This window comes from Paraburkholderia phytofirmans, assembly GCF_046028095.1.
Classification (GTDB): domain Bacteria; phylum Pseudomonadota; class Gammaproteobacteria; order Burkholderiales; family Burkholderiaceae; genus Paraburkholderia; species Paraburkholderia phytofirmans_A.
The window spans coordinates 42,368-60,590 of record NZ_JAQQDJ010000006.1; the positions used below are offsets into that span (position 1 = coordinate 42,368).

The following is an 18,223-nucleotide window of genomic DNA, read 5'->3' on the forward strand; positions in this document are numbered from 1 at the left end:
GATGAAGCTCACGAACCGGCTGATCCGCTCCTACGCCCTTTACACGCTCGGCTTCCTGCTTTTCATCTATGTGATGTGGCGCATCGAGCGCACCACCGGTCCTGGCGTGTGGATCGGCTATGTGTTCCTGTTCGTGCCGATCGCGGTGTATGCGGTGATCGGCCTGCTGTCGCGCACTTCCGATCTGGTCGAATACTATGTGGCGGGGCGGCGCGTGCCGTCCGCATTCAACGGCATGGCGACGGCGGCCGACTGGCTTTCGGCGGCCTCGTTCATTGGCCTCGCCGGGTCGATCTATGCGACCGGATATGACGGTCTCGCGTATCTGATGGGCTGGACCGGCGGCTATTGTCTCGTCGCGTTCCTACTCGCGCCGTATGTGCGCAAGCTCGCGCGCTACACGATTCCCGATTTTCTCGGCACGCGTTTTTCGAGCAACGCCGTGCGCGGCCTTGCCGCGCTGGCGGCGATTCTGTGTTCGTTCGTTTATCTGGTCGCGCAGATCCAAGGCGTCGGGCTGATTGCGACGCGGTTTATCGGCGTGGATTTTGCCGTCGGCATCTTCTGCGGACTGGCGGGCATTCTGGTGTGTTCGTTTCTCGGCGGCATGCGTGCCGTGACGTGGACGCAGGTCGCGCAGTACATCATCCTGATCGCGGCGATTCTGATTCCCGTGTCGATGATCGCGCACAAGGACGGCCTCGGCTGGGTGCCGCAATTCAATTACGGCCGCTTGATGGAGCGTGTGGAAGGCCTCGAGAAGCAGGTGCGCGATGCGCCGCTCGAGCAGACCGTGCGCGACGATTATCGCCGCCGTGCCGCGTTGATGCAGATGCGGCTCGACACGTTGCCGCAATCGTTCGTCGACGAGAAGCTGCGTCTCACGCAGGAAGTCGCCGATCTACGCCGCCATAACGGCCCGCTGCGCGAGATCAAGGAGCGCGAGCGGTCGCTCGAACAGTTTCCACGCGATGCCGCCGCCGCGCAGATCGTCTGGACCCAGCGACGCGATGAAATGCTGATGCGCGCCGCCGCACCGGTGCCGATGCATGAGCCGTTCCCCGCCGTGAGTGATGAAGACCGGCGCATCCACGAACGCAATTTTCTTTCGCTGCTGCTGTGCCTGTCGCTCGGCACGGCGAGCCTGCCGCATATTCTGACGCGCTATAACACGACCACTTCGGTCGCGTCGGCGCGACGCTCCGTCGGATGGACGCTGTTCTTCGTCGCGCTGTTCTATCTGACGGTGCCGGTGTTGGCGGTGCTGATCAAGTACGAGATATTGACCAACCTGGTCGGCCATCACTTTTCCGACTTACCGCAGTGGCTCATGCAGTGGCGCAAGGTCGAGCCGAGCCTGATCAGCCTTGCCGATACGAACGGCGACGGCATCGTGCGTTGGAGCGAGATTCAGATGCAGCCCGACATGGTCGTGCTTGCCGCGCCGGAGATTGCGGGGCTGCCGTATGTGATGTCGGGGCTGATAGCGGCGGGTGCTCTGGCCGCGGCGCTCTCCACCGCGGACGGTTTGCTGCTCACCATCGCCAATGCCTTGTCGCACGATGTGTACTACCACATGGTCGATCCGAACGCGTCGAGCCAGCGGCGCGTGACGATCTCGAAGATTCTGTTGCTGGGGGTGGCGTTGTTCGCGTCGTATGTGGCGTCGCTGAATACGGGGAACATTCTGTTTCTGGTGGGCGCGGCGTTTTCGCTGGCGGCTTCGAGTCTGTTTCCGGTGCTGGTGCTGGGCGTGTTCTGGAAGCGCACCACGCGGCTCGGCGCGGTGGCGGGCATGGTGGCGGGGCTGGTGGTGTGCATCTATTACATTGTCTCCACGTACCCGTTCTTCACGCAGATGACGGGTTTTGCCGGCGCGAGGTGGTTCGGGATCGAGCCGATCAGCTCCGGCGTATTCGGCGTGCCGGCGGGGTTTCTGGTGGCGATCGGCGTGAGTCTGATCGACCGGAAACCGGACGCTTATACGCGGGCGCTGGTGGACTATATCCGGCATCCTTAGGCCGGTTCACGCATGGGTATGGCGCGGCGCGCGAAGTTTGCTATAATTCGGCTCCCCGCCGGAGAGATGGATGAGCGGTTTAAGTCGCACGCCTGGAAAGCGTGTATAGGTTAATAACCTATCCGGGGTTCGAATCCCCGTCTCTCCGCCAGGAACGAATGATAAGCCGTTGAATCCCCAAGGATTCAACGGCTTTTTGTTTTCTTGCCGGCCGCGCCAAACCTCCCCGCCGCAAACATTCCGTAATCTGTAAAATGCGCAAATGGAAACACATAGCATCCGAGACGCAAGCTCCTTGCGCTACGTGACCGGCCTCGATGGGCTCCGAGCCATCTCGATGATGCTGGTCGTCCTGTTCCACTACACGAGCTATTTTTCCAGCCGCCTCTCAGAGTTGGGTGGCGCATGGTCCGGCATCGTGCGGATTGCGTCGACCGGCTGGATAGGCGTGGACGTGTTTTTCGTGATCTCGGGCTTTCTCATCACCACGACGCTATTAAAGCGGCCCGTCAATTCAGTCGCGTCCTACGCGAAATTCATCCAACGCCGGGCAATCCGGTTGCTGCCGGCCTATGTCGCGAGCCTGTTGATATTCACGCTTGTCGTGCTGCTGATCGACCCGCATAGCAAGGTCTTGAAAAACGAATACCTGCTATGGACATTCACTGCCAGCCTGCAGTCGTTATTCGGCGACCGGGTCGCGCTGGCCGATCAACATTTCACCATGGCGCATTTCTGGACGCTGGCGGTGGAATGGCATTTCTATATCGTGTTCCCGATTCTCGTCGCCCGTTTCCATTCGTACTTTCGCCCAGCCGTGGCGCTCCTGCTGGTGGCGATATCGTTCAGAGTGGTGTGCCATTTTGCCGGGATTTCCGACAACGGCATCTATACCTTCACGCTTTGCCGGATCGACTCGATTGCAGTAGGTTGCCTGCTGGCACTGGTGCCTTCCCATCTTCGTTCAAGGCAGTCCGCAGCGGCAGGCGTGCTCGGCGTGGCGATATTCATGGCGATCTGGATAGCGTTGGCATGTGCAGATGTCCCATTCAAAACCCTGGCCTGGCTCCAGACGTTCGGATATACGCTGCTAGCCGTGTCAGTCGCGTTGATGATTTACCGGGTCATCCATTCGCCTCCGCGCTCGCCGATCGTGCGTGCGCTGGAATTCAAGCCGCTTGCTGCAATAGGGCGCGCGAGCTATAGCCTGTACATCTGGCACGTGCCGTTCTATCCCACCATCGCGCTGCTGGCGCAACGCAATTTCACGGACATCAGGCTTGCGTATCTGGTTGCGGTACTGGCCGGCGTCGTGATGACCGCGGCGCTCGGCAGCCTCTCGTACCTGCTCGTCGAATCCCGATTCACCCGGGCGCGTCCGGCGGTTCTCGCCTGAAGGCGACGAGCCGTTTCGTCGCTGCCGGCGACGCATGCCGCGCAAGGCCGTAAACCAAAATAAATCATCTTGCTCTACACTAGCGGCCGCCCAAGCCCGCCCAGTCAAGAGCACGAACGCCATGCCTCCAGCGCCCGCCGAACCGCCCGGCTCCTCATCCGTTAGTTTGCCGAAACACCCCGCGTTTCAACGTTTCTGGTGCACCCGCATCCTCTCGTCGCTGTCGTTCCAGATGCTCGCCGTGGCAATGGGCTGGCACATTTACGCGCTCACGCATAGCGCTTTCGCACTCGGCCTCGTCGGCCTCGCGCAATTTCTGCCGATGTTCGTGCTGACGCTCGTCGTCGGCCAGGTTGCCGATCGTTACGACCGACGCCGTATCGCGGCCATCTGTCAAAGCCTCGAAAGCGTCGCTGCATTGTTATTCGCTGTCGGCACTTTCAGCGGCTGGATCAGCGCACCCGTGATTTATGTGCTGGCCGCATGCGTCGGTGCGGCGCGCGCCTTCGAATCGCCCGCGGTGGCTTCGCTATTGCCGGGCGTCGTGCCGCGCGGGCAACTGCCAAAAGCGACGGCATGGGCTACCTCGGCGAATCAGACCGCGCAGATCGCGGGCCCGGCGCTCGGCGGTCTGCTTTACGGCATCGGCCCTGGCGCGGCCTATCTCGCCTGCACGCTGTCGTTCGCGGCCGCGGCCGCAGCGGTGTCGGGCATCTCGCTACAGACAAAGCCGGCGAACCGCGCACCCGTCACGCTTGAATCGGTGTTCTCGGGCATTGCCTTCATTCGCCGCGAACCGGTGATTCTCGGCGCGTTGTCGCTCGATCTGTTCGCCGTGCTGTTCGGTGGCGCGACCGCGCTGTTGCCGATCTTCGCGCGCGATATTCTGCACACCGGGCCGCTCGGTCTCGGGCTGTTGCGTTCGGGCACCGCCATCGGCGCACTCGCCGGCACTGTCTGGCTCGCGCATTTCCCGCTGCGCAACCGGCCGGGCGCGGCGATGTTCGGCGGCGTGATTGCGTTCGGCGCGGCCACGGTCGTGTTCGGCCTGTCGCATCAATTTCTCGTGTCGCTCATCGCGCTGATGGTGCTCGGCGCGTCGGACACCATCAGCGTGGTCGTGCGTCTGTCGCTCGTGCAACTGCGCACACCGGACGAAATGCTGGGACGCGTCAGCGCGGTCAACTCGCTTTTCATCGGGACGTCGAATCAATTGGGCGAATTCGAATCCGGCGTGACGGCGGGGTGGTGGGGCGCCCAACCGGCCGTGCTGGTGGGCGGCGTGGCGACCGTCGCGGTCGCCTTGCTCTGGATGCGCTTCTTCCCGGAACTTAGACGCACGCGCTCGCTGGAGCGCGAAGAGGAACTGGCGCCGAGCCCTTGATCGACGCAACACCTTGCTTCAGGCCTGCGCGGCGCTCACACGCAACGCGGTCCATCGCACGGTCGCCAGAATCGACGCCGCGACGATCAATGCACCGCCGACCCACGCGGTCACCGAAATTCGCTCGCCCAGCCAGATGCACGCAAACAATGCCCCGAACGCCGGTTCGCTGCCCATCAGCAGCGAGACGCGTGTCGGGCTGCTGCGCCTGATCGCGAAGTTCTGCGCGAAGAACGCGAACAGCGTGCACGCAATCACCAGATAGCCGACATAGCCCCAGAACGCCGCATGTTCAGCAATCGAGGGCACGGGCTGCCACTGCTGCGGCGCAAACAGCCAGGCGGCCGCGGCGCTGCCGAATGCCACCACGCCAGACTGAACCGCAGTCACCGACAGCGGCGGCAGCGCCGAATCGCGCATCACGCGTTTGGTCACACACACCGTCAACGCGCGCAGCACGGCGGCGAGCAGAATCAGCGCGTCGCCGGGATTGAGGCTCAGTTCACCGTCGCCGGCGAGCAGCCATGCGCCCAGCAGCGAAAGCGCCACTGCCAGCCATTCGACGCGGCTCGGCTTGCGCTTGAGCAGCAACCATTCGACGAGCGGCGTCAACACCACGCACAAGCTGATCAGAAACGCGGCGTTAGCCGCACGCGTCATCAGGATGCCGAAGGTCTCGCAGAGAAAGATACCGAGCAGCAGCGCGCCCGAGGCCAGCACGCCGCGCAGCGTGCGGGCGTCGGCGGCGCGCAGGTGCCGCAGGGCAGGCGACAGGATCACGAAAGTGATGCCGAAGCGCAGCGCGAGCAGGCCCAGCACCGGATAAAACACCAGCGCGCTTTTGACCACGCCGTAACTGGTGCCCCACACGACGGCGACGGCGAGCAGCATCAGATCGGACAACATGAGCAGGCGTTCTTGTTTCGACATGGACGGACCTCGAGCGAATAAGGCCGTATTGTCGAACTTTGCGTCTCGCGTGATAATCGGGTCTCTGCGAACAGCGTTTATGTCGCAAATGCATTAATGCCTGGCCACACTCATGGACCCGGAACGATGACCCCAACCGAGCTTTTTGCCTTGCTGCCGGACATGGCGGTTTTTGCGCGCGTCGTCGACGCCGGCAACTTCTCGGTGGCGGCGCGGCAACTCGGCAGCACGCCGTCGACGGTCAGCCGTCAGATCAAGCGGCTCGAAGACGCGCTGGCAACACGTTTGCTCGAGCGCTCCACGCGCACGGTGCGGGTGACGGAATCGGGCGCTCAGGTGGTGCGATTCTGTCGAGACATGGTGAGCGCCGCGTCGGGCGCGGTCGACGCCGCCGGGCAACTGGCCGGCAGACCGCAAGGCAAGGTGAGCGTGAGCGCGCCGACCCAGTTCGCGAGGTCCGTGATTCACCCGCTGATTGCCGGCTTCCTGCGCGCTTACGACGAAGTGGACCTGCAGCTTCTCTTCACCGATCACGACGTCGACCCGCTCGCCGAAGATGTCGATCTGGTGATCCGCCTGACCGAGCATCCACCGCAGGGACTCGCGGGGCGCCGGTTGGGCGCGGTGCGCTGGCTGCTGGTGGCGACGCCGGCGTATTTGCGTGAGCGCGGCACACCGGCGCAGCCACGCGATCTGCAGAAGCACGCTTGCATCTACCTGGGCGAGACCGCCGACGACAACCGCTGGCGCTTTCGCCGCGGCACGGAGACACAGAGCGTCGACGTGAAGGGCCGCTACATCGCCAATCATGCCGGCGCGCGACTCGAAGCCGCGCTGCAGGATTTCGGCATTGCGTGCGTACCGGAATTCGCGGCCGCGGAATCACTGCAGAGCGGCGAACTCGTGCAGGTCCTGCACAACTGGAATCTCGAAGCGCGCGCTTACGTCGGTTCGGTGTGGCTGCTCTATCCGCCGAATCGATTCTTGCCGCCGAAGGTGAGGGCATTGATCGACTACCTCGCCGAGCATCTTCACGACACGCTCGATGCCGGATGAGAGCCACCGCGCGCGAGACGAAAGTGGAATTGCCCGCGTAATTCATGATTCAATGCAGTCCCATCGATTCGATCAGTGACGAGGAGAACCAGCATGAGCACGCGCGAAACCGGGCCGATTGCGGCGACTGTCTATCGTGGCGCTTCGATTGAGAACACGCATGTGGCGCACGTCGCGGTGGTCGATGCGAGTGGCCGGCTGCTGGCCTCATTCGGCGATCCGTCACGCATGACGCTGGCGCGTTCCGCGGCGAAGCCTGCGCAGGCGTTGGCGGTGTTGGAGACTGGCGCACTGGAGCGTTTCGGTTTCGACGAAGCGGACCTTGCGCTGATGTGCGGCTCGCACAGCAGCGAGGCGCGCCACATCGAGCGCACGCGCCAGATGCTGGCCAAGGCGCAGGCGAGCGAAGCCGATTTGCGCTGCGGCGGCCATCCACCGTTATCCGACGCCGTCCATATCGACTGGCTCAAACGCGACTTCAAGCGGGGCGGCGTATGCAGCAACTGCTCCGGCAAACACGCGGGTATGCTGGCCGGCGCGCAATCGATCGGGGCTTCGATAGAGGGGTATGAACGACCCGACCATCCATTGCAGGTGCGAGTAAAACACACGGTTGCGGACGTCTGCGACTTACCTGACGAAGCAGTGCAATGGGCGACCGACGGCTGCAATCTACCGACGCCGGCTTTTCCGCTCGATCGCCTCGCCCGCCTGTTCGCGAAGCTGGCCGCAGCGGAAGACGAGGTATCGTCGAACGCACGGCCAGTCACATCGCGCACGTCAGCGCTCGCCCGAATCTACCGCGCGATGACAACGTATCCCGAATGGGTAGCGGGCGAGGGCCGCTTCTGCACGCAGTTGATGGAGGCATTCGACGGCGCGCTGGTCGGCAAGGTCGGCGCGGACGGCAGCTACGCGATAGGCGTACGAGCATCCGAGCAGACAAAGAGGGCAGGCGCGCAAGGCGCGCTGGGCCTCGCGATAAAAATCGAGGACGGCAACGTCGCCGTACTGTATGCGGTGGTAACGGAACTGCTAGCGTTGCTGGACATCGGCACACCGGAACAACGAGCGAAACTCGCGACGTTCCACGCACCGAGGATGTTGAACACAATGGGCATCCAAACGAGCCGAATAACGTACTCGGTCGCGCTCAACCGCGCACCGCAAGCCACCATAGAATGAACGACCGCAGCGGCGCGCGCAGCGCCGCCGGAAGAATGACTGCTGTGTCACGAGAGCGGAATGTGCGAGAACACAGATTCCAGATGCACCACTACCGCGGCTGTGCGAGGGACCCGCTTATGAGCTAGCGGTGCAAAGCCGCTTTCTTTGCTTACTTTCTTTGCACGGCGGCAAAGAAAGTAAGTGCCGCCCCGCATAGGGGCGACGCTAATAGACCCCCACGAATTCAAGGAAAGGCCAACAAACAAAGAACCCCAGAAAAAACCCACTCAAGCAGCAACCGCCGAAGGCAAAACCCCAATCGCATTCCGAATAGCATCCGCCAACTCCGAAGCGGCAAACTTCGCCACATACCCATTAGCCCCGGCATTCTTCACATGCGCCTCATTAGCAGCGCCAGTGAGAGAAGAATGAATAATGACTGGAATATCCCGAGTCCGCTCATCAGCCTTGATCTGCCGAGTGAGCATAAACCCATCCATCTCAGGCATCTCAAGATCCGTCAAAACAAGCGCAATCCTATCCTTAACACGAGTCCCATTAGCCTGCGCCTCACGCGCAACCTGCTGTAAGGTATTCCATGCCTCTTCCCCAGTCTTGGTCATCACATAATCCGCGCCAATAGCACTCAAAGCCTGCTCGATAAGCTTCCGGGCAAACCCAGAATCATCAGCAGCAAGAATCTTCGCCCCACGCGGAATCCCTAACGCATCTCCAACGGAAGTCGGATCCACACTAGGATGCTGTGACGGAAACACATCCCGCAGCACCTGCTCGACATCGATCACTTGCGCCAACCGCGAATCCCCGGTATTCCCATCGATCCGCGCAATGCTGGTCACAAGATTGCCCCCAGCCGCACCTTCGGCGGACAAAACCTGATTCCACTCCAGCCGCACGATATCGTCGACCTCCTCGACCGCGAACGCCTGAGTCGACCGCGCAAACTCCGTCACCAGCAAAATATTCAGTCCGCGCGACGGCTCACACCCCATCAACCGCGGCAAGTCGATCACCGGAATGATCTGCCCGCGAATATCCACGGCGCCCATCACGAACGGCGACGAACCGGCAATCGGCGTCACCGTGGGCATCGTCGAGATTTCCCGCACCTTGAAGACGTTGATGCCATAAAGCTCGTGCGCGTCGCTACCGGGCACCGAGCCCAGGCGGTACAGCAGCAACTCGAACTTGTTGGAACTCGTCAGGTTGCTGCGTTCATCGTTCGCGCGGTTGTCTACTGCCATCGAATCTCTCCAGGATTACGGTGCGTGTGATGCGCCACCCAACCGTGTCGTTCGATCCTGGCGCGCGCCCTACCTTTCTGTTATCGGCGCGGCGGACGGAAAGTTCAGCGATTCCGCACTGTTTTCCTCGCATGCTCTGGTTAACACGCAACCGATATTGAGGGCATGAGTCGGCGCGAGCACATGGGCCGCAATACAGGCATGTCAAGGCATTCATATGAAGGTTACCTAACGTTACAGAAGCGACAGCGTCGTATCACATGCCGCAGGGCACGGCTCCTAGAATTCACAGCGATTAAAGCGTGGCGCCGTCAGCGGCCCGCAAGCTGACTGCAAGGAAAGCGCGCAGTCGGCCCGACGCCTGAGGCGCACACGCATCGCCGTCGTTTCGCTTCCACCTCAAGGAGAACGTATGATCCGCTTGCCTCTCGCCACCATCGCCAGCGCCTGCATGGCTGGACTGCTCGTCGTCGCCGGCGCGGCCAACGCTCAAACTACGCTGGCGGCGCCGGCAGCGGCCGCGGCAGACGCCGGCCGTCTGCATGCCGCCGACCAGACGTTCATCGCGGACGGCACCAAGGCCGTCGCGACGCAACGCGACGCCGCGCGCATCGCGACCTCGCGCTCGACCGACCGCGACGTCAAGGCCTTCGCCGAGCGCGTCTCGACCGACAACGCGAAAATCTCGGACGCACTGCGCGCGGCGAGCCCGCGCGGCGTCGATGTGCCGAAGAACGATCCCGACGCGGCGGTGCTCGCGAGCATCAACAACCTGCGTGGCGCCGAATTCGACAAGGCCTATATCGAACAGGTCGCGCTCGCCGGCGAACAGAAAGCGCTGTCGGCATTCCAGGCGGAAATCGCGTCGGGCCGCGACGAGCAGTTGAAGGACGCGGCGAAGAAGGCATTGCCGACGATCCAGGAACACTACGCAATGGCGCAGGATCTCGCCAAGCGTAAGCATCTGCCGGCCGCGCAGTAAGCGGTTGAACGCGCGTCACGTTGCGGCGTGACGCGCGGCCCTCCCGATGCGTGGTTTTCGGCGATAATCGGCTTCGCTCTTTCGAGTCCGCTGCGCGCCGGGTCTTGCGCGGCGCTCCGCAACTCGAAAGCTCCCACGGTTTTCACGCGCATTCGATCAAAGCTCTCCGCATGAGCAAGCCCGCCAATTTGCCGCAACAGTTGGACCACATGCTTCGGCAAGCCGTCGCGCTTCAGCAGAACGGCGCATTCGCCGAGGCCGAAGAACTCTACCGCGAGATTCTCGAACTCAAGCCCCGTCATTTCGACGCGCTGCAATTGCTCGGCGCGTTGGCGCTGCAAGCGGGCCGCGTGCAAGAGGGCGTCGAGTTACTCAGAAAAGCGCTTGCCGTCAACGCGAAACAGGCGCCGCTTCATTCCAATCTCGCCTATGCGTTGAACGTCCTGCAGCGTTTCGACGAAGCCCTCGCGAGCACCGATCGGGCGCTCGCCTTGCAGCCCAAATTCCCCGACGCACTGAACAACCGCGGCAACGCGCAAGCCGGCCTGAACCGGCCGCTCGATGCGCTCGGCAGCTTCGATCGCGCGCTTGCGTTGAACCCGGATTTCGCGCAAGCCTGGAACAATCGTGCGTGCGTGCTGCGCGATCTGGGCCGTCCCGCCGATGCGCTCGCAAGCTGCGATCACGCGCTCGCGCTGCAACCGAATTATCCCGACGCGTGGAGCAATCGCGGCAATGCATTCAGCGACCTGAACCAGCCGGAAGAAGCGGAACGCTGCTACCGTCGCGCGCTGGAATTGGCGCCGGCATTCGCCGATGCCTGGAACAACCTCGGCCTCACGCAGATCGATCTCAGCCAGCACGCGCAAGCGCTCGTGAGTTACGAACGCGCTCTGGCCGTGAATCCTGATGCCGCGGAAACACATTGGAATGAATCACTGTGCCTGCTGCAAATGGGACAGCTCGAAGCCGGCTGGCAAAAATATGAATGGCGCTGGGAGCGCAGCCGCATCAAGGCGAGCCGGCGCAGTTTTGCGCAACCGCTTTGGCTCGGCGATTTTTCGATCGACGGCAAGACGATTCTGTTGCACGCGGAGCAGGGCCTCGGCGACACGCTGCAGTTTTGCCGCTATGCCGCGCTGGTGTCGAAACTCGGCGCGAAGGTCGTGCTCGAAGTGCCGCGCGAATTGATGCGTCTCATGGCCACGCTCGACGGTGTGGATCAGTTGATCGAAACCGGGCAAACGCTGCCATCGTTCGATTGTCACTGTCCGCTGCTGAGTTTGCCGCTCGCATTCAAGACCGGCCTCGACAGCATTCCATCGGCAACGCCTTATCTCTACGCGGACGCCGAAGCGGCTCGCCAATGGCGCGAGCGGCTTCACGCGCAAGCGGACGCGCGCCTCAAAGTCGGACTCGTGTGGGCAGGCGGAAACCGTCCGCATGTCGCCGAACTTCGCAAGAACGATGCGCGCCGTTCGATCGCATTCGCACGACTCGCGCCGCTTCTCGACGTGCCGAACGTGCAGTTCTTCAGCTTGCAAAAGGGACCGGCGGCACAGCAACTCGAAAGCGCCGCGCGCGGCGAACCTGTGATCGATTACACGGAAGAACTCGACGACTTCGCCGACACCGCGGCATTGGTGGCGAACCTCGATCTGGTGATTTCCGTGGACACGTCCACCGCGCATCTGGCTGGCGCGCTCGACAAACCGGTCTGGATTCTGAACCGCTTCGACACCTGCTGGCGGTGGATGCTGGAACGCACGGATACGCCGTGGTATCCGCGGGCCCGGTTGTTCAGGCAAGCGGCGCTCGGCGATTGGGACAGTGTGATGATGGCCGCGCGTGATGCGCTGAACGCAATGGTTACGGGCGCAGCGCATACACGATAAAGACCTCGTTCGCAGCCGCCACAATCCCTGCGCGCTGGCCGACGCAATCTCGCGGACGCGCGTAGACTAAACGTCCGTTTATCGACGGCTAAGCCATGGAGAGTCATCAATGGAATACAGACATCTGGGTGCATCCGGTTTCAAGGTGCCGGTGCTGAGTTTCGGCACGGGCACGTTCGGCGGCAAGGGCGAGTTCTTCCAGGCCTGGGGCGCGACCGACGTCGTCGAGGCGCGGCGTCTGCTCGACATCTGCTTCGATGCGGGCGTCACCATGTTCGACACCGCGGACATCTATTCGAGCGGCGCGTCCGAGTCGGTGCTCGGCGAAGCGCTCAAGGGCAAGCGCGACAAGGCGATCATCTCGACCAAGGCGACCTTCCGTTTCGACGACGGCCCGAACAGCGTCGGCTCGTCGCGCTTCCATCTGATCCAGGCCGTTGACTCGGCGCTCAAGCGCTTGCAAACCGATTACATCGACCTGTTTCAACTGCACGGTTTCGACGCCAGAACGCCGGTCGTCGAAGTCATGTCCACGCTCGACGATCTGGTGCGCGCGGGCAAGATCCGCTACACCGGCGTGTCGAATTTCTCCGGCTGGCATCTGATGAAATCGCAGGACGTGGCGGACCGCTACGGCTATCCGCGCTACGTCGCGAATCAGACCTACTACTCGCTGGTCGGCCGCGATTACGAGTGGGAGCTGATGCCGCTCGGCGTCGATCAGGGCGTGGGCGCGGTGGTGTGGAGTCCGCTCGGCTGGGGGCGCCTGACCGGCAAGATCAAGCGCGGCCAGCCGCTGCCCGATTCGAGCCGCCTGCATAAAACCGCCGACATGGGGCCGCCGGTGCCGGACGAGTATCTGTTCCGCGTGCTCGATGCCATCGATGAGATCGCCGCCGAAACGGGCAAGACCGTGCCGCAGATCGCGCTGAACTGGCTGCTGCAGCGGCCGACGGTGTCGACCGTGCTGATCGGCGCGCGTAACGAGGAACAGTTGCGGCAGAACCTCGGCGCGGTGGGCTGGAATCTGACGCCCGAGCAGGTGGCCAAGCTCGACGCGGCGAGCGCCGTGCGTCCCGCTTATCCGTACTGGCATCAGGAAGGGTTCGTGGAGCGCAATCCGAAGGCGGTGTGAGCGCGCTTTCATGTGAAAGCACACTGCTCGACACGCGCTCCGGCTCGGACTCATTTCGCGAGTTCGGCCGGGGCGGCGAATAGTTCGTTGTAGTAGCGGCGGCCGGCATCGAGATGCGGGCCGAACGCGAAACCTTGCGCGAGCATGGCGTCGAAGTCGGCGCGTTCGATTTTCATCACGTAGCTGTGCTCGGTGGTGACGAGGCGGCACGCGGCGCTTGTCGTCGCCGCTGCTCCCGCGCTGAACCACTTGCCCGCGCTTGCGTGGTCCGCCGGATAAACGTGCTGACCAGCTTCAACTTGCCAGCCGCCGTCCAGCAGAATCCACATCGGTTGATCCCCGGCAGTTGTCGCGCTGTCGTTGCATTGCGCGACGACCGTGCCGGCCTGCGCTTCCCATTCATGCGAATGGCCGATCACCCAGCGTAGCTGATCCGTCGTCAGGCTCGTAAAGAACGGCGTGTGCTTCAGCAAATGAAGGTACGTAACCGAAGGTTTCATGGTCGTGCTCCTCGTCGTGACGGATGCGCCGGACGCGTTGGACGCGTCGGAAGTTTGAGTCTGGGCATCGCATGCGCCGATGAGAACCGGCAGCAGAACAGCGCATGCGATCAGCGTGATGGCTCTCACTGCGTGGTGCCTCGCCGTCGTCACGTTCAACGCCGAACCCGCGCTTCCAGCAAATCGCCCATGCCGATTCGCCTGGCAAATTCGATCCGCACACGCTCCGATACTTCGAGCACCTCGCGCGCGCCATCGCCGACAAAGTCGATCACCGAACGCATCGGCCGCTCGCCTGAAGGCAGGCCGACGATCCGCACGATTTCATCGGCCACGGCTTGCGGATCGGCGTCGTCGGGCGTCAGTTCGGACAAGCGAGCGCCGATCTGATCCATCACACCGTCGTAGCGTGCGTAGGCTGCGGCCCGTTCGGTATCGGCCGGCTTGCCCGCGCTCGGAAAGTGAGCGGTGCCGCGTGTGAACGCGCCCGGCACCACGATCGAGGTCTCGATGCCGAAGCGCGCGATCTCATACGCGAGCGAAACCGCCAGCGAATCCATCGCCGCTTTCGCGGCGCCATACGGGCCGAGGAAGGGAGGAAAGCCGCCCTTGCTCGTCGAGCTGCTGACCCACAGCATCAAGCCCGCTTCCTGCTGACGCAGATAAGGCAGCACGGCGCGATTCACGCGTTGCGCGCCGAACAGGTTGGTATCGAACACCTTCACCATTTCTTCGGGCGTGAAGGCTTCGCTCGGCCCGACCACCAGATGGCCGGCGTTCTGCATCACCACGTCGAGCCGTCCCTGTTCGCGGACGATCGTCGCCGCCGCGGCATCGGCCGATGCTTGCGACAACACGTCGAGTTCGAGCGGATGCAACTTGATGCCCTTTGCTTTGGCGAGCTCGCGCATTTCGTCGGCGCGCGGCTTATTGCGTCCTTCGACGTCGCGCATCGTCGCGTAGACGATATGTCCGGCTTCGGCGAGAGACTGTGCGCTGAGTTTGCCGATACCCGTACCGGCGCCCGTTACGAGAATGATCTTCTTCTGCATTTTTCTTCTCCGATTCGATGAGAGTGGGGCGGCCTTCATAGCCTGCCCGGAGCGATGCGAGTCAAACGCCTCAAGCAATGCCGCCGTTCGCACGCAGAATCTGCCCATTGACCCAGCCCGCGTCCGGACCGGCGAGGAACGCCACCACCGACGCGATGTCGTCCGGCTGGCCGAGGCGTTGCAGCGGCGGCATCTTCGCGAAGGTCTGGATCTGTTCTTCGGTCTTGCCGTCGAGGAACAGCGACGTCGCGATCGGACCCGGCGCCACGGCATTGACGGTGATGTCGCGGCCGCGCAGTTCCTTGGCGAACACGTGCGTGAACGCTTCGACGGCAGCCTTCGTCGCGTTGTAGATCGCGTAGCCCGGCATGTTCAGCGCGAGCGTGGTGCTCGAAAAATTGACGATGCGGCCGCCGTCGTTCATGCGCGCGGCTGCTTCACGCAAAGTGTTGAAAGTGCCGCGCACGTTGATGTCGAAGGTCTGGTTGTAGAGCGCGTCGCTGGTGTCGGCGAGCGGCACGGTCTTGAGCACGCCCGCGTTGTTGACCAGCACGTCCACCTTGCCGAGCTGCTGTTCGGCGATCTCGAACAGGCGGCGCACGTCGTCGGCGTTCGACACGTCGGCTTTCACCGCGATGGCTTTGGCGCCGGCTGCCGTGAGTTCAGCGACGAGCCGATCGGCTTCGGCGGAACTGGATGCGTAATTGACCGCGACGGCGAAACCGTCCTTGGCCAGACGTTGTGCGACCGCCGCGCCGATGCCGCGCGATGCGCCGGTGACGATCGCTACCTTGGCGTTGTTGAGCGTGTTCATGATTCGTTTCCTCGTGACGGGTGGATGAGTGAGGTGAATCATGGACGCTTTCGGCGCCTAGATAATCGGGTTAGACTGAGCATCATCATTCCATTTACTTTAACAATTAGCACGCCGGCCACCTGCCCGGCGTCATAAAAACAGGCAACGCCAGGCACCAACCATGGATCGTTTCGAGGAAATGCGGGTTTTCATCCGGATCGCCGAGCGGCAAAGCTTCACGCGTGCCTCGGACGATTTGCAGATTCCGCGCGCCACCGTCACCAATCTGATGAAGCGCATGGAGCAGCGGCTCGGCGCGCGGCTGCTCGAACGCACCACGCGCACGGTGCGTCTCACGCACGACGGCGAGGCGTACTACCGCCGCTGCGTGCGTCTGATCGCCGACATGGAGGAGGCCGAGGGCTCGTTTTCGAACCTCGCGCCGAAGGGTTTGTTGCGGGTGAATTTGCAGGGCACGCTGGCGCGGCACTTTGTCGTGCCGGCGCTGCCGGCATTTCTCGCGCGCTATCCGGAAATCGAGCTGACCATCGGCGAAGACGACCGGCTCGTCGATCTGGTGCGGGAGGGTGTCGACTGCGTGCTGCGCGCGGGCAATCTGCAGGATTCGTCGATGGTGGGGCGCCGCGTCGCGCAATTGCCGCAAGTGACGGTCGCGAGTCCGGCGTATCTCGCCGCCTATGGCGAGCCGGCCGAGCCGTCGGCGCTGTCCACGCATCGGGCGGTTAATTACGTGTCGAGCGCGACGGGCAAGGCCGTGCCGCTCGAATTCAACGTGGCGGGCCGCGAGGTGGCGATGGTCCTGCCCTCGGCGGTGTCGGTGACCGGCACCGAACTCTATACAGGCTCGGCGCTCGCCGGGCTCGGCATCGTGCAGGTGCCGCAATACCGCGTGGCGGCCGAGCTGGCGACGGGGCGGCTGAAAATCATCCTCGCCGACTTTCCGCCGCCGCCCATGCCGGTGTCCGTGCTGTATCCGCAGAACCGTCAGTTGTCGTCGCGGGTGCGGGTGTTCGCGCAGTGGCTGCGCGATATTTTCGAGGCGGCTGCGGCCACGACAGGCGGCGCGTCGTGAAAGCGCTCTCAGGCCGCCGCGCGGCGCGGGCCGAAGATGTTGATCAGATTGCCCTCGGGATCGCGCAACATGGTCGAACTGCGTTCGGCGTTGAGCGGCTGGTCGGCCCACAGCAATTCCACGCCGTGTCGCCTGAGCGTGGCCGTCGCGGCCGCCAGGTCGTCGGTCTCGAACACGATGGCCTTGTAGCCGAGCACGTCCAGATGATGGGGCGGCGCCGTGCGATCCACCCGTAGATGCTCGGCGTAAGGACGCGACACCAGTTCGATGCGCACGCCCGCCGCTTCGATCATCGCGAAGTCCGCGCCGACCGCGTCGAAGCGGCCGCGCTCGATCAACGTGAAGCCCAACACCGTTTCGTACCAGGCGATCGACGCATTCAGATCGCCGGTGGCAAGCGCCACGTTGTCGAGGCGCAGACCTTGAACGGGCGGCCGTGTGCCGGAACTGTTTTGCATGATGTCTTCTACTCCTGAACAGAATGCGGCTGCTAACTAACAGCGGCGTTTAATGAGCCGGATTCCCGAAGCGAGCCCGATCGTGCGGCGCGGAGAAATCCTGAACCGGACCGAGCGGCACGATGCCGGTCGGATTGATGCCGCGATGGCTCTCGTAGTAATGCCGCTTGATGTGCGTGAAATCGACCGTCTGCGCAATGCCGGGCAACTGGTAAATGTCGCGCGTGTAGGCGGACAGATTCGGGTAATCGGCGATGCGGCGCAGATTGCACTTGAAGTGGCCGACATACACGGCGTCGAAGCGGATCAGCGTCGTGAACAGCCGGATATCGGCTTCGGTGAGTTGCGCACCGGTCAGATAACGCCGCGTCGCGAGTTGCGCGTCGAGCCAGTCGAGCGTTTCGAAGAGCGGCGTGACGGCTTCTTCGTAGGCTTGCTGCGTGGTGGAAAAGCCTGCCTTGTAGACGCCGTTGTTCAGCGTGTCGTAGACGCGCGCATTGATCGCATCGATTTGCGGACGCAACGGCGCCGGATAAAAATCGCCGGGCTTCGCGCCGATGCCGTCGAACGCCGAATTCAGCATGCGAATGATTTCCGACGATTCGTTGCTGACGATCGTGGCCCGTTGCTTGTCCCACAGGATCGGCACCGTGACGCGGCCGCTGTAGTGAGGATCGGCGGCGGTGTAGACCTGGTGGAGCAGCTTCGCGTGATTGACGCGGTCGGGCACGACGCCGGGGCCGTCCGCGAAGGTCCAGCCGTTTTCCAGCATCAGCCAGTGCACGACCGAGACGTCGATCATCGCTTCGAGGCCTTTAAGCGCCCGCACGATCAAGGTGCGATGCGCCCACGGGCAGGCGAGGCTCACGTACAGATGGTAGCGTCCCGCTTGCGCTTCGAAGCCGCCGCTGCCGCTCGGACCGGGCGAGCCATCGGCGGTGACCCAGTTGCGGAACGCCGCGTCCTTGCGCACGAAACGGCCGCCGGTCGACTTGGTGTCGTACCAGCGGTCCTGCCATTGCCCGTCCACTAAAAGTCCCATCTCGCTGCTCCTTTTGCTTGCGCGTGCTGTGCCACGAGCGTGCGCAATGAAT

Annotated in this window: 16 protein-coding genes and 1 tRNA gene; 10 read left to right on the forward strand and 7 right to left on the reverse strand. The window is 63.0% G+C overall.

What is annotated here, in order from left to right:
* The first annotated feature begins 1 nt into the window (after position 1).
* The 4 genes from PQR54_RS18525 to PQR54_RS18540 all read left to right on the forward strand — a co-directional run bounded on the left by PQR54_RS18525 (position 2) and on the right by PQR54_RS18540 (position 4,800).
* Entirely contained in the window at positions 2-2,020 is a 2,019-nt protein-coding gene (locus PQR54_RS18525; protein WP_408248166.1) for a sodium:solute symporter family protein, read from the forward strand.
* 60 nt (positions 2,021-2,080) lie between these two features.
* A tRNA-Ser gene (locus PQR54_RS18530) sits at positions 2,081-2,171 on the forward strand.
* A gap of 111 nt (positions 2,172-2,282) precedes the next feature.
* A complete protein-coding gene (locus tag PQR54_RS18535; RefSeq protein ID WP_408248169.1) occupies positions 2,283-3,416 on the forward strand; it encodes an acyltransferase family protein in 1,134 nt (377 codons plus the stop codon).
* 121 nt (positions 3,417-3,537) lie between these two features.
* Positions 3,538-4,800, forward strand: coding sequence for an MFS transporter (locus tag PQR54_RS18540; protein ID WP_408248172.1), 1,263 nt, complete (start codon positions 3,538-3,540; stop codon positions 4,798-4,800).
* An 18-nt stretch (positions 4,801-4,818) separates the two neighbouring features.
* Here PQR54_RS18540 and PQR54_RS18545 read toward each other — a convergent pair whose 3' ends face one another.
* Positions 4,819-5,730, reverse strand: coding sequence for a DMT family transporter (locus PQR54_RS18545; RefSeq protein WP_408248174.1), 912 nt, complete (start codon positions 5,728-5,730; stop codon positions 4,819-4,821).
* Positions 5,731-5,856: 126 nt separating this feature from the next.
* Here PQR54_RS18545 and PQR54_RS18550 point away from each other — a divergent pair, with 126 nt between their 5' ends.
* Together PQR54_RS18550 and PQR54_RS18555 are read left to right on the forward strand one after the other, a co-directional pair.
* On the forward strand, positions 5,857-6,786 hold the full coding sequence (locus PQR54_RS18550) for a LysR family transcriptional regulator (protein ID WP_408248176.1): 930 nt from the start codon (positions 5,857-5,859) through the stop codon (positions 6,784-6,786).
* Between the two features lie 93 nt (positions 6,787-6,879).
* Positions 6,880-7,971, forward strand: a complete 1,092-nt coding sequence (locus PQR54_RS18555; protein ID WP_408248178.1) for an asparaginase — start codon at positions 6,880-6,882, stop codon at positions 7,969-7,971.
* A gap of 269 nt (positions 7,972-8,240) precedes the next feature.
* On the opposite strand, the gene PQR54_RS18560 is transcribed toward PQR54_RS18555, so the two are convergent.
* The gene (locus PQR54_RS18560) at positions 8,241-9,218 is read right to left on the reverse strand and encodes a chemotaxis protein (protein WP_408248180.1); all 978 of its coding nucleotides are present in this window, start codon (positions 9,216-9,218) and stop codon (positions 8,241-8,243) included.
* 412 nt (positions 9,219-9,630) lie between these two features.
* On the opposite strand from PQR54_RS18560, the gene PQR54_RS18565 reads away from it, so the two are divergent.
* The 3 genes from PQR54_RS18565 to PQR54_RS18575 all read left to right on the forward strand — a co-directional run bounded on the left by PQR54_RS18565 (position 9,631) and on the right by PQR54_RS18575 (position 13,230).
* Entirely contained in the window at positions 9,631-10,200 is a 570-nt protein-coding gene (locus tag PQR54_RS18565; RefSeq protein ID WP_408248182.1) for a DUF4142 domain-containing protein, read from the forward strand.
* Between the two features lie 170 nt (positions 10,201-10,370).
* Entirely contained in the window at positions 10,371-12,095 is a 1,725-nt protein-coding gene (locus PQR54_RS18570; protein ID WP_408248184.1) for a tetratricopeptide repeat protein, read from the forward strand.
* Between the two features lie 109 nt (positions 12,096-12,204).
* The gene (locus PQR54_RS18575; RefSeq protein ID WP_408248186.1) at positions 12,205-13,230 is read left to right on the forward strand and encodes an aldo/keto reductase; all 1,026 of its coding nucleotides are present in this window, start codon (positions 12,205-12,207) and stop codon (positions 13,228-13,230) included.
* A 50-nt stretch (positions 13,231-13,280) separates the two neighbouring features.
* Here PQR54_RS18575 and PQR54_RS18580 read toward each other — a convergent pair whose 3' ends face one another.
* The 3 genes from PQR54_RS18580 to PQR54_RS18590 form a co-directional block, all read right to left on the reverse strand.
* Entirely contained in the window at positions 13,281-13,730 is a 450-nt protein-coding gene (locus PQR54_RS18580) for a hypothetical protein (protein WP_408248188.1), read from the reverse strand.
* A 155-nt stretch (positions 13,731-13,885) separates the two neighbouring features.
* Positions 13,886-14,782 (reverse strand): SDR family oxidoreductase, encoded by an 897-nt coding sequence (locus PQR54_RS18585; RefSeq protein ID WP_408248190.1) that lies wholly within the window; start codon positions 14,780-14,782, stop codon positions 13,886-13,888.
* Positions 14,783-14,852: 70 nt separating this feature from the next.
* A complete protein-coding gene (locus PQR54_RS18590; RefSeq protein WP_408248192.1) occupies positions 14,853-15,596 on the reverse strand; it encodes an SDR family oxidoreductase in 744 nt (247 codons plus the stop codon).
* A gap of 163 nt (positions 15,597-15,759) precedes the next feature.
* Here PQR54_RS18590 and PQR54_RS18595 point away from each other — a divergent pair, with 163 nt between their 5' ends.
* The gene (locus PQR54_RS18595) at positions 15,760-16,671 is read left to right on the forward strand and encodes a LysR family transcriptional regulator (protein ID WP_408248194.1); all 912 of its coding nucleotides are present in this window, start codon (positions 15,760-15,762) and stop codon (positions 16,669-16,671) included.
* Between the two features lie 8 nt (positions 16,672-16,679).
* Here PQR54_RS18595 and PQR54_RS18600 read toward each other — a convergent pair whose 3' ends face one another.
* Entirely contained in the window at positions 16,680-17,129 is a 450-nt protein-coding gene (locus PQR54_RS18600) for a VOC family protein (RefSeq protein ID WP_408248196.1), read from the reverse strand.
* A 49-nt stretch (positions 17,130-17,178) separates the two neighbouring features.
* Entirely contained in the window at positions 17,179-18,171 is a 993-nt protein-coding gene (locus PQR54_RS18605) for a glutathione S-transferase family protein (RefSeq protein WP_408248198.1), read from the reverse strand.
* Between the last annotated feature and the right edge of the window lie 52 nt (positions 18,172-18,223).